The sequence below is a fragment of the Methylobacterium sp. FF17 genome (assembly GCF_025813715.1).
Lineage (GTDB): Bacteria > Pseudomonadota > Alphaproteobacteria > Rhizobiales > Beijerinckiaceae > Methylobacterium > Methylobacterium flocculans.
The window spans coordinates 2,620,970-2,632,946 of record NZ_CP107532.1 but is presented as its reverse complement, the minus strand read 5'-3'; the positions used below and the strand labels follow the sequence as shown (position 1 = coordinate 2,632,946).

At 66.5% G+C, this 11,977-nt stretch carries 9 protein-coding genes and 2 pseudogenes; 5 read left to right on the top strand and 6 right to left on the bottom strand.

All coding sequences use genetic code 11. The features are described 5' to 3' along the window. Together OF380_RS12285 and OF380_RS12280 are read right to left on the bottom strand one after the other, a co-directional pair. The gene (locus OF380_RS12285) at positions 1-471 is read right to left on the bottom strand and encodes a calcineurin-like phosphoesterase C-terminal domain-containing protein (RefSeq protein ID WP_264051304.1); all 471 of its coding nucleotides are present in this window, start codon (positions 469-471) and stop codon (positions 1-3) included. A 236-nt stretch (positions 472-707) separates the two neighbouring features. After that, positions 708-977 (bottom strand): annotated as a pseudogene (locus OF380_RS12280) (integrase core domain-containing protein); the annotation flags it as partial. Positions 978-997: 20 nt separating this feature from the next. Here OF380_RS12280 and OF380_RS12275 point away from each other — a divergent pair. The 3 genes and pseudogenes from OF380_RS12275 (at position 998) to OF380_RS12265 (ending at position 6,214) form a co-directional block, all read left to right on the top strand. Then, on the top strand, positions 998-1,891 hold the full coding sequence (locus OF380_RS12275; RefSeq protein WP_264051032.1) for a sensor histidine kinase: 894 nt from the start codon (positions 998-1,000) through the stop codon (positions 1,889-1,891). A gap of 337 nt (positions 1,892-2,228) precedes the next feature. Next, the gene (locus tag OF380_RS12270; RefSeq protein WP_264051031.1) at positions 2,229-4,838 is read left to right on the top strand and encodes a histidine kinase dimerization/phosphoacceptor domain -containing protein; all 2,610 of its coding nucleotides are present in this window, start codon (positions 2,229-2,231) and stop codon (positions 4,836-4,838) included. Between the two features lie 278 nt (positions 4,839-5,116). Further along, a pseudogene (locus OF380_RS12265) lies at positions 5,117-6,214 on the top strand (IS630 family transposase). Positions 6,215-6,818: 604 nt separating this feature from the next. On the opposite strand, the gene OF380_RS12260 reads toward OF380_RS12265, so the two are convergent. Next, the gene (locus OF380_RS12260; protein WP_264051030.1) at positions 6,819-7,220 is read right to left on the bottom strand and encodes a DUF4149 domain-containing protein; all 402 of its coding nucleotides are present in this window, start codon (positions 7,218-7,220) and stop codon (positions 6,819-6,821) included. Between the two features lie 209 nt (positions 7,221-7,429). Between OF380_RS12260 and OF380_RS12255 the strand changes: the two genes are divergently transcribed. Continuing rightward, complete coding sequence (locus tag OF380_RS12255; protein ID WP_264051029.1) at positions 7,430-7,792, top strand: c-type cytochrome; 363 nt, start codon at positions 7,430-7,432, stop codon at positions 7,790-7,792. 124 nt (positions 7,793-7,916) lie between these two features. Here the strand turns inward: OF380_RS12255 and OF380_RS12250 are convergent, their stop codons facing one another. From OF380_RS12250 to OF380_RS12240, 3 genes are all read right to left on the bottom strand, one after another. Continuing rightward, positions 7,917-8,429, bottom strand: coding sequence for a ferritin-like domain-containing protein (locus OF380_RS12250; RefSeq protein ID WP_264051028.1), 513 nt, complete (start codon positions 8,427-8,429; stop codon positions 7,917-7,919). Between the two features lie 783 nt (positions 8,430-9,212). Then, positions 9,213-9,665: a site-specific integrase gene (locus tag OF380_RS12245; protein WP_264051027.1), complete on the bottom strand. Its 453-nt coding sequence runs from the start codon at positions 9,663-9,665 to the stop codon at positions 9,213-9,215. Between the two features lie 426 nt (positions 9,666-10,091). After that, the gene (locus OF380_RS12240; protein ID WP_264051026.1) at positions 10,092-10,256 is read right to left on the bottom strand and encodes a hypothetical protein; all 165 of its coding nucleotides are present in this window, start codon (positions 10,254-10,256) and stop codon (positions 10,092-10,094) included. Positions 10,257-10,439: 183 nt separating this feature from the next. On the opposite strand from OF380_RS12240, the gene OF380_RS12235 reads away from it, so the two are divergent. Next, entirely contained in the window at positions 10,440-11,816 is a 1,377-nt protein-coding gene (locus OF380_RS12235) for a PepSY-associated TM helix domain-containing protein (protein ID WP_264051025.1), read from the top strand. Positions 11,817-11,977 lie beyond the last annotated feature (161 nt).

Below are 11,977 nucleotides of genomic sequence, written 5' to 3'. Positions count from 1 at the left end.
TCATGCACCGGTGACCTCGATGATTATCGCCCCGTGCCGCCCTCGACCGTACTCGTCCATGACCTCGACATCCGCCCGGTGCGTCCCCGGCCCAAGGTCCGAAGGCAACCAGGCGACCCAGATGTGCGAGGATGGGATCGCCGACACCCAGGGCTTCTTGGTGTCCATGTTGCGGGCGTAGACCTGCGTCACGAACGGATCGGGCTGACGTGCTTTCCCCATCGCGACCGCCGCGCGTCTGCCGAGCCGCCGGGTGACACGCGTCCGGGGGCCGCCATCGAACACGTCGACCACGAGGTCGGTCGATCCCATGGCCTCGACGGGGATGGGCGAGCCGAGCAGGCGCTCGACCGTGTATGCCCGGGCGACCTCCGGGCTGCGGGCGTTGTACTGGCTGTCGAGGGTGATCCGCATCGCTCGGTCCGGTTCGGAAGCGGCGACGAAGCGCGTCGCGTAGCTGGCGCCGTCGATAGAAAGGAGGTGGTAGCGGTTGGGCGTGCCGTCCCGGCTGTCAGGCGCAGGCGATGCCGCGGCGGTCGTAGGGACCGCTCCACCACGATCCCGACACGGCCGTCAGGACGTGGTGATGGTGCGTGCCGTCGCCGCCGAGGTAATGCTGTTCGGTCGTATGGGTTTGGCGAAGGATGTTGAATGTATTCCCGGCGGTATGAACCGCGCCGGGTTTCCCGGAGGCCATTTGGTTTGATTCAGGCTGCCAAGGTTTGCACCTCGGCCTGGGCATAGTAGCGCGCTTCAGCCTCGGCGGGAGGGATATTCCCGATCGGTTCGAGCAGACGACGGGTGTTGAACCAGTCGACCCATTCGAGGGTGGCGAACTCGACGGCCTCGAACGACCGCCATGGTCCACGCCGATGGATCAGTTCGGCTTTGAACAGCCCGTTGATCGTCTCGGCGAGGGCATTGTCGTAGCTGTCGCCGACGCTGCCGACGGAAGGCTCGACACCGGTGGACGGTAGACCTGGACGCGATGCGCCTGATGGCGTCCGACGGGTTCAAGGAGAACATGGGTCGCTCGCCGAGGGACCCGTTGACCTACGAGGAGATGCTGTCCGTCATCCATCCCGACGACAGGGCCAGGAAGCTCGCGGCGCGGGATGCGGCCACCGCCGGGCATTCCGACTACGACATCGAGATCCGGGTGGTGACGCCTTCGGGTGAGATCCGCTGGCTCCAGCTGCGCGGACAGGCTTCGTACCGTGCCGACGGCGCCCCGCTGAGCATCGCCGGGATCAGCCTGGACATCACGGACCGTAAGCGCGCGGAGGAGCACCGCGACTTGCTGGCGGGCGAGCTGAACCACCGCATCCAGAACACCTTGGCCACCGTCCAATCCATCTCACGCCAGACCCTCCGGAACGCGTCGTCGCTTGAGGCTGCTCAGGAGGCGATGGAAAGCCGGTTGAAGTCCCTGTCGGCGGCGTCGGAGATGCTGGCACGCGGCAGCGGGGACTGGGCGACCCTGACGGAGGTCGTCATCGCCTCACTCCATCCCTTCGGCGTCGAGCAAGACCACCGCTTCAGGATCGGCGGCCCGATCCTCAGGCTGGCTCCGCGCGTCGGCCTAGCCTTCGCCCTTGCCATCCACGAGCTTGCGACGAACTCGGTCAAGTACGGATCCCTCTCCGTCGATACGGGCAGGATCATCGTCAGCTGGGACGCGGTGGACGGGTCGAGCCCGGGGCGCCTCTGGTTCCAGTGGCAGGAGATCGGGGGGCCGCCTGTGTCGCGGCCGACGCGAACCGGCTTCGGCTCCCGAATGATCGAGCGTGCCCTGGCGACAAAGATCGGCGGGACGGCCGAGATCGAGTACCGCCCTCGGGGCGTCGTCTTCACGGCCGAGGCGCCCTTGTCCGAGATCATCCGCGATTGAGAGGCGTCCGGCCCGTCGAAGGCTTCCGCGTGCGGTCGGCCATGACGGCGGCTTCGGCGCTCGGGTCCGAGCGCCGGCACGGACGTGAACCGGTCCGCCGAAACCGAAGCGTGGCCTTTTGCGTTCACCGTGCCCTCTATGCGGACACTCCCGATGGCTCTCCTTACTCTCCTCCGAGACCTCCCCACTCGTCGCGATGGCCGCGGACTAGGAGGCGCGACCATCCAAGGCGGCTGCGGCGCCGTTCCGACTTGTCCTCACAGGTTACCCTGTGCGCAAGGCATCCGAACCGTGCTGTGGTATTGCCGGGCCAAGCGAACCTCCTGATGGGCGAGACATGACGAGAGGTGACGGCACGGGCTTGCCGGCCAACAGTCCGGATTACGATGCCCTCCCAGCGGAGCAGATCGCCGGCATCCCGCAAGGCGTCGTCCGGGTCGACGACAGGGGCTACGTGCGCGCCGCAAACCCAGCCGCGTCAAGCCTCCTCGGTAAACCGACCGTACAGCTCGAAGGCCGGGACTTTTTCCGGGACCTTATGCCGGGTGCCGACGTACCGCGCGGACGGGGGCGCTTCCTCGCAGGCGTCCGTCGTGGGCATCTCGACGTCGCCGGTCGCTTCGCCCTTGACCGTCCCGCCGGTCCGGTCAGCCTCGAAGTTCGCATGGTGTCGGGCAAGCCGACGAAGGGGTCCTGGATCGAGCTCAGACCGGCCGGGCAATCCTCCCGCCGCGAGAGCATCGAGGGCGCCTCCGTCGTCGAGCGTCGCGAACGCGCGGAGCCGGTGGACGTCACCGCCTGCGAACGCGAGCTGATCCATATCCCGGGTTCGATACAGCCCGACGCCGTCCTCCTGGTCGTCGAGCCGGTCGGCCTCGGGATCCTGGCACATAGCGCCAACATGGCCGAGGCGTTCCCGAAGGCGGGCCCATCCCTGCTCGGTCGCGCGCTCGAAAGCCTCCTTCCTGAAGGGTTCGTGGCCTGCGTCCGCGGGGCCCTGGCGTCAGGACGGCTGACCGACGGACAGACCGTCTCTGATATCGTGTGCCTTGGGCAGGACGGCGCATCCACCTTCCACGCCGTCGCGCATGCTCATGGCGGACGCCTCCTGGTCGAGCTGGAGGGAGCCCCGGACCGACCCGGCGACTTCGGACCCTCGCATCCGGCTGGCGCCGGACCCGCGATTGCCCGGCTACGCACGGCGCGGACCGTCGCCGAGGTGGCCGAGGCGACCGCGCGCGAGGTCCGGGCGGTCACCGGCTTCGAAAGCGTCCTCGTCTACAGATTCGACACCGATTGGAACGGTGAGGCCATCGCCGAGGACAAGGTCACGGACTGGTCGCGCTCCCTCCTTGGCCTGCATTTCCCGGCCTCAGACATCCCAGCCCAGGCCCGCGCCCTCTACCTGCGCTCGCGAAGCCGCTTCGTAACCGACCGGGACGCGGAGCCCGTGCCGATCCTCGGGGACGTTACCTTGGCCGGGACCCCGGTCGACCTTACGTTCGCGCAGCACCGCTCGCTGTCGCCCATCCACCTGGAGTACCAGCGCAACCTTGGCGTCAACGGCTCGATGTCGGCCTCCATCATCGTGGACGGGGCGCTGTGGGGCCTGCTGATCGGACACCATCGCCGCCCGCACTACGTACCTCCTGAGGCTCGGGCCGTTGCCGGCATCCTGGCGGAGACGCTTGCCATGCGGGTACAGGAGATCGAGGGGCGGCGCCTCTGGGAGGCTCAGCAAGCCCACCTCGCCGCCGAGGGGCGCTTGGTGCGCCAGCTGACCCGGTCCGACGACTACGTGGCTGCGCTGACGGCCGGTGAGACCACGATGCTCGACCTGTTCGAGGCGGAAGGGGCCGCCGTGGTCTCAAGCGATGCCGTCACCCTGGTCGGCAGGGCGCCGGAGCCGGAGGCGTTGCTTGCTCTCCGGGACTGGCTTCTCAGCGCAAGGCCGCAAGCGGAGGCCGGCTTCAGCACCCACGCGCTTCCCGCCGCGTACCCGCCGGCCCTGGCCTATGCGAACCGTGCAAGTGGACTTGTTGCGGTCTTCGTCGACGAGGCGCGGCAAAACCTGCTGCTGTGGTTTCGGCCCGAGGTGCCAAGTACGGTGTCCTGGGGCGGCGACCCCCGCAAGCCCGTGACGCCCGGCAGCGGGGCGGCCCCGGTCCTGCCGCGGCGGTCGTTCGAGCGCTGGATCGAGGAACGCCAAGGCATGTCGAGGCCCTGGGCGGAGTGGCAGATGTCCTTCGCCGCTTCCCTCGCGCAGGTCGTCGAGGGCGTCGCGCTCCGCCAGCGCCGCACCATCGTCGAGCTCACGGGACTGCTGGCGGATAAGGAGAAGGCACTGGAGCAGAAGGACGTGCTGAGCCGGGAGATCGACCACCGGGTAAAGAACTCCCTCCAAATCGTCTCGGCATTCCTGCTGATGCAGCAGCGCCAGACTAAGGACCCGGACGCCAAGCAGGCGTTCGCTGAGACGTCCGCCCGCGTGATGAGCGTCGCGCGCGTCCACGACAGCCTCTACCAGGCCGAGAACGTCGAGGAGGTGGACCTCGGCCAGACCATCGAGAACCTGTGCCGTGACCTGTCCGGGATGGCGGGCGACGGCCACACCGTCGGCATCACCGCCGACTCCGGGGTTATGGTGCCCTATCGCAAGGCGGTGGCGCTCTCGCTGATCGCGACCGAGCTCGTCACCAACGCCTTCAAGTACGCCTCGACCGAAGGCGGCGGGGGGCACATCGCGGTCAGTGTCAGCGACCAAGGCGGCGGCCGTGTGCGGGTCCGTGTCTGCGACGACGGCGAGGGCCTGCCAGAGGGCTGGGCTGAGCGGAAGCCGAAAGGTACGGGCCTCGGGATGAAGCTCGTGCGCGCCATGCTCGACCAGATCGACGCGACGCTTGAGGTGGCGAATGCCCCGGGGGCCTGCTTCACCGTCCATGCCTGAGCCAGGGTAGCGCAGGCGCATACCTGTGAAAACGGGATCTCAGGTTTTGATCCGGCTCCGGCCATAGGCGGAGGGGTCCGGACGGACCCCTCCGCTCCGGGCACGATGCTCGGTTGTCGTTGGAAGGACCGCCGACGCCGCTCTGACGGATCATCGTCCGGTGACATGTCCGCCTTCGACGCCTCGGAGGGAACCTTAGTCCCCCGATATGTTTGGACGGACCTTATACCAAGCCTCGTTGAGCGAGACTCACGCGGGGTGGCGTCGATATGCGGGTCATGATTCTGTCCTCTGGTTTTGGAGCCTGAGGAGGATGCGATGGCTGCTCCGGTACCGCTGCGGTCGGATTTTGATGCCGAGGCCCTGCGTGTCTTAGCCAAGGGGTCACGTGATCCGTCCCAGACCCGCCGCCTGTTGGCGCTGTCTGTGATTGCCGCGGGTGGCTCGCGTTCGGAGGCGGCCGAGATCGGCGGGGTCGGGTTGCAGACGGTGCGTGATTGGGTGATGGCCTTCAACGCCGATGGCCCAAGCGGGCTAATCGACGGCAAGGCCCCGGGTGCCCGTCCGCGCCTGAACGCCGACCAGCGCGAGGTTCTCAGGGCCCTGGTCGAACAGGGGCCGACGCCCGCCGCCCACGGTGTGGTCCGCTGGCGCTTGTGCGACCTTGCCCAGATCCTGTGCGAGGATCACGGCGTGTCGGTCTCCGAGCAGACCTTGAGCCGGGTCTTGCGGACCATGGGCTACCGGAAGCTTTCGGCCCGTCCACGCCATCACGCCCAGGACCCGGACGCCGCGGCTGTTTTTAAAAAAGCTTCACCGACCGTTTGGCGCAGATCGCGCAGGCTGTCGGGGCCAAGCCCGTAGAGATCTGGTTCTGCGACGAGGCCCGTGTCGGCCAGAAGAACACGCTCACCCGACGCTGGGCTAAGCGTGGAACGCGTCCCTCGGCGCCAAAGGATCAGCGCACGGCCTCGGCCTACATCTTCGGAGCGATCTGTCCGGCCCGAGGCGTGGGGGCAGGCTTGGTTATGCCCCGTTGCACCACCTCGGCCATGGCCCATCACCTCGAAGAGATCTCCGCAACCGTCGCGCCCGGCGCCCACGCCGTGCTGCTGCTCGATCAGGCCGGCTGGCACACCACCAGGAAGCTGCCTGTGCCCGACAACATCACCCTGCTGCCCCTCCCAGCCCGCTCGCCCGAGCTGAACCCCGTCGAAAACCTCTGGCAGTTCATGCGGGACAACTGGCTCGGCAACCGCGTCTTCCGATCCTATGCCGACATCCTCGACCACTGTTGCAACGCCTGGAACAAGCTCATCGCCCAGCCCTGGCGCATCACGTCCATCGGACGGCGCCAATGGGCTCATGCATGCTGATCAATGAGAGTTGGTATTACGGACTTCATTGCGGGCAAAGGCGGCGGGCACACCGTGCCTTCGGAACGATCAGGGCGCTTAGATGTCGGACGGCGAGACCGGAAAGCCCATACCCATGATACGGAGCGACCGGGTGTACGCGTCCACGAGGAACGCCACCGAGAGGCATCTCGGCCGGACCCTGCGCGCGATGTACGACGCACTGCCGGCGCAACCGCCTTCCCGACGTATCGGCGAACTGATGCATCGCATCCATCGAGCCTTTACTGGAGGTTTGCGCTAGGTCCGCTGAGACCTATGGAAGCTATAGCGTAGGGGTATCCTCGGCGTGCAGGCCATGGAGCGGGGCGTCGATGGTACAGACCACGCCGGTGACCGGGTAGGTCAGATCGACTTCACCCCCAAAGCTGCCGGCCAGGCTCCGTCCGATCAGCCGCGTGCCGAATCTGGTGCGTTCCGGAGCGGAGACGGCCGGGCCGCCTTCCTCCGGACAGCGTGGCTGTCTTGGGTTGATCCCGGGCGGTCGGAACTGCGGCCGACTCCGATGGTTTGCGGCTTGGCCGCCTTTGCGAGGGTGGGTGGCGCAGGCTACCACCGTCTTAAGCTAGGCGGAAAGCCTCAGGATCACCGCAGCCGAGCCGGCTATGTGGGCCAGGGTGATCAGGACCGAGCCGGTATGAAGCACGCCGAAGCGTCGACGACTACCCATGTCGGTCGCAGCGTTGATAGCTGGCACGAGGATCTGGCGCGTGAGGAGTGCCGTGGCGGCGATGAGCCCAAGGATGAGGGCGGAGGTCCCATCGAGAGTGGCTGTCAACGCCGCGTCGGCGAAAGCGCATCCTATGACGAAAACGTAAAAGTGAGGGAAGGCCCGGCGCAGGAGTGGGCCTGCCGCGTCGGCGGGAAGGGCGCTGAACAGGAACGAGGCGAACCCGAACGAGTACAGGACCATCCCACCGAACAGGAGGGCTGTCAGCAGGATAGCCGCTTGTGAGAGCATCGTCATGGATCCTAATGGCTTCGGCTCACCCCTGCGGGCGGCATTCGCTTGCATCTCGACTTCAATCCGTCGCGGCCAGGCTGCTTTTGGCCGCATCGTCCTACCCCCGGTCGCCGACCGGATACTTCCTATGTTGGTTATAGCGGCTCAGGTTCTGCAGCGTGGCCAAGCGGTTACGTGCGAGCGTCGACTGTCGCACCTGGAGATCCATACTGATGCGTAATCCGATCATCGGCGCCGCCTTCGCACTGCTCCTTCCTACTTTCTCCGCGCAGGCCCAGGATGCGGCAGCTGGCGAGAAGGCATTCACGGCCTGCAAGGCCTGCCACGCCTTCGGCAAGAACGGCGTGGGCCCAAACCTGACCGGCGTCGTCGGACGCAAGGCCGCGTCCGTAGAGGGGTACAACTATTCGACCGCGCTCAAGGAGTCAGGCATCACCTGGGACGAGGCTAATCTGAAGGAATGGCTGATTGGGCCTGCGGCCAACAAGGTGAAGGGCACCAAGATGGTCTACCAGGGCCTCAAGGACGACAAGAAGGTCGCGGACGTCATCGCCTACTTGGCAACGATGAAGTAGGCGTTGCCGAGGCTGGGGACGCTAGCGGATATGTTTCCGGCCGGCGCAAGTGGCTCCGTCCGGCCTTGACCTTCGGCATGCAGACTAGGGCCGGGCGACCATCGCAGGGCCGCCCGGAACGTTTTTAGCTATCGGCCTTGGCGCCGCTGAGGGTGAGGTCGAGGTAGGTCTTCGTGACCGGCTCGATCAGGCCGGCGATCTCCTCGGCGACCTTCACCTCTTCCTCGGCCGCGGTGTGGAAGCCTGAGACCTGATCGGTCTTGCCGGCCCGCTCCGCGATAATGGCCAGGGAGCGGTAAGCCGCCACCTGGTCGTACTGATAGGCGTAACCCGCGTAGAGGTTCTTCAGGGTCTCGTCCTGGGCGATGGCATGGACCGCTGCCCCGATGGAGCCGGCGACGCTGGTGACCGTCTCCTTGAGCGACGAGGAGCTTTCGCCGACGGCGGCCAGCGCTTTGTCTAGGCGGTCGATCTGCGCCTTCGTGGTCTCGACGTGACGGCGTAGGACCGCGGCGTAGTCGGGATAGCGCTCCAATCCGGAAAGCTGTCGCTCCATCTGCTCCAGCCCCTGCTTCTCCAGAGCGCGCGTATTCCGAAGTGCTCCCGCGTAGATCGTGCCGATATCCGTGCTGGCCATGTATCCGATGTTCCTGTGAGAAGCGGTTCGGCGGCCAACGTGAGGCATCTAACGGCGTTCCGGGGAAGTCCTGCGACGGAAGCGCCGCGCCAAGCCTAGGAGCCCCCAAGGTGGACGAGGCGGCCGGCTTGTTCAGCCTCGGCCGCTCTAGAATGGCGCACGTCGAGCGTCATGGCTCCTGGCCGTGCCAAGCGACCCGCTCACCCAGTGCCCTGGGCAGATAGCCTTGAAGTGGAAATCGTTGTAGGTCTCACGCCGTTACGGGACCCTGGGCGAAGCGGAAGTCGGGCATCGGGGATTGCCCATGCGCACCGGGTTATTTCCCTGGCCTTTGAACACTGGACGGTGTCGTCGAAACGATCCAAGTTTTTGCCGCCTATGGGTTTCTGCGCTTGGGCCTCCGCGCGCTAGGCGGACGCGAATGCGTAGATTTCCCTCTGTTCCGATGTCGTTTCGTATCGTCCGGCAGCGGCATAAACAGGCCGAAACGGATCAATTCACTTCCATTCGCGGACCAAACCCCAACCGTGTCACCATACTTTTGCGGTATGCTGATACCGCGTCAAGGCTCGGTGCTGGTTGTCGAATCTGGCTGGGCAGCGGGATGCCAGAACGAGCGGTCGATCCTCCACATCTCGACGCGCTTCGCAAGGTATGTCCGCAGGGCCCCCAGTGGCGGGTGCCCGGTTCGCCAAGCGGATCCCTCCCAGGGCTTTAACGCTGTGAGATACTCGTACAAGCCAGGCTTCAAGACGCTCTCGTCCTCGCCGCGAAGGGGCCACATCACCGAGGTCGCGAAGGCAGCGGCGAAGGCGGCAGCGGTGAGGTTTGCCCCGTTCGACGGCCGGGGTTTCGCAACTGAGTTATCAGGCTCCCCATGGTGGCCTCGCTGCAATCGGCATCCCGAAAGATCGGCTCGTCCCTCACCGGCATCCGCGAGACGCCCATATAGGCCTCCACCAGCGTCCTCACGTGCGGCGGGATCGGCAACCGGCGATGTCGGGTGCGGATGGGAGCGCTGTCGATGGTCATGCCGACCATGTCGACATCCAGGACGTCCACCCCGCCCGGGCGCCAATGTCGCCCTTTCAGACAGAGGATCTCGGCCGGCTGGAGCCCGCACCCGTAAGCCAAGGCGACGATTGCCGGGCCACGCCGCGTGATGGGGCCCGTCGACGATTTCGTGACGTAGCTGGCCGCCAAAAGGTAAGGACGGGCCTCGTCCAGGGGGATCATCGCCATCCTGAAGAGGTCGGCGAAACCGATGAAGAATCCTTCACCTTGCTACTGCGAGCGGAGGGCCTGACCGGGGGGGATAGGCGAGTGAGCTGAAACTGACGCTTCGTCCGCCCTGGGCGCTTCCCAAGAGCGATCATTCGTCGGCGGTTCGGTACGTTCGGCTCGGGGTGGCAACCAGGCTTCGACCTTTCGTCCCGAAGCGGACGTTCCAGTTCCGACCCGAGCCGGGCGTAGAGGCGGCCGCCGGCGCCACCAGATAGCAGACCAAAGTACGGTTCTTGATTGGTGGCGGCTGTGAGCATGAACGCCACACGATGGCCGATTGACCGTCTGCCACACCCGACCCTAAATGCGGCGATGCGCGGGTGCTTGCCACGGACTGTCCATGGCCGCGCGATCATCTCGGTGGTCGCGCTCTACGCGCTATTGCTGCAGGCTTTCCTCGGCGGCCTTGTCGCGCGCCCGCTTGCTCCTGTCGGCAACGAGGTCTGTGCGGAGCACATAGGTGTGCGCCTCCCTGGGGAGCACGCCCCAGCCTGCCTGCATGATGCCTGTTGCACGGTGGCGCATGCCAACGAGCTGTTCCACCCACTCCTAGAGGTCTTCGCGACCGTCGCCTGGGCGTCCTCTGTACGTGTGAGCGTCATCCCCTGGCGCGACGCCGGTTCGGTTCAGGCTCGGGCCCCGCCTGACCAATCCGTCAGTCCACGAGGTCCGCCGACCACCTGATCGATCCGTCTTGTCAGATCGCTCAGACCCGGACCCAAACCCATGTCTCAGTCCCTTCAGGGTGACGCGACGGCCTTCCGCGCCGTGGCTGCGGCCCGCCCGATGCAGGATGCCGTCTATCGCGCCGTCTGGCGCTGGCATTTCTATGCCGGCCTGCTCTGCCTGCCCTTCCTGATCCTGCTCTCCGCGACCGGCTCGCTCTACCTGTTCAAGGACGAGGTCAACGCATCCTTGTTCGCGTACCGGACCACGGTCGCCGCGCAGACGGGTCAGCCCCTGAGTGCAGACGTTCTGCTGTTCAACGCCTCCGAGGCCGTACCCACCGCCGTGCCGGTCTCACTGACCGACCCCGTCGATCCGTCCGCGTCCGCGGTCGTGACGATGGCCGAGGGACCCCGCAAGATCCTGGTCTACCTGAACCCGTATGACGGCTCGGTGCTCGACCGGGTGGCGCGTGACGACGAATTCATGATGGTGTTGCGGCGCCTGCACAGCCTCGCCTACTTTGGACCGGTGGCCAACGGCATCATCGAGGTTGTGGCCGGGTTCACCATCATCCTGGTCCTGACGGGCATCTATCTCTTGTGGCCACGTCAGCAGGGCGGCGGGGTCGTGAGCGTCCGGGGGACACCGCGCAAGCGCGTCTGGTGGCGGGACCTGCATGCCGTCACGGGCTTGGTCGCCGGTGCCGGTATCTTCTTCCTCGCCCTGACCGGGCTGCCATGGTCGGTCTGGTGGGGCCAGCAACTGCGCACTTGGTCCAACGAGGCCGGCGTGGGGCAGCCCAGCGCCCTCTGGGCCAACAAGCCCGTCTCGAACGTGCCCATGCAGGAGATGCTCACCCCAACTGGGTGGGCGATGGAGGACGCCCCGGTGCCCCTCTCGCAACCGGCCAACATCCCCGCCATCGGGCTCGCGGGTGCCGTGGAGATCCTTCGGGGCCTTGGGATGCCACGTGGCTTTGAGGTCTCCCTGCCGTCAGGGGACACCGGCGTCTACGCCGCGGCCGCCTACCCGAAGGATGTAACGGGGCAGCGGATGATCTCCCTCGACCAATACACCGGCAAGCCGCTGGTCGACGTCCGGTTCGGGGACCTGGGCGGCGTTGCCCGTGCGATCCAGTATGGAATCGGCATCCACAAGGGCGAGCACTGGGGCCGGGCCAACCAGTTTGCGATGCTGGCCTTCTGCCTAGCGACCATCCTGCTCGCGGTCACCGCCGCGACGATGTGGTGGAAGCGGCGTCCGGCGGGTCGCCTCGGCGTACCGCCGTGGCCGCGCGACCGGCGGGTCGCTGCTGGCGTGACCCTGATCGTGCTTGTCCTCGGGGCCCTGTTCCCAATGACCGGGCTCGCCATCCTCGCCATGCTCCTGCTCGACCTCGGCATGCAGGCGCTGCGAACGCAGGCAAGGACCTGAAATAGCCGACCGGGCGGCGCTCCCGTGCACACCATCCTCCCCCAGCTGCTCGGCCGCCGCGGTATCCTCGGCGTCGCCCTGATCGCGCTTGCGCTCTGGACACAGGCGCTCGCGCCGGCGGCGGCCCTGCTCATGCTCGCGGAGATGTCCGACCCCCTGCG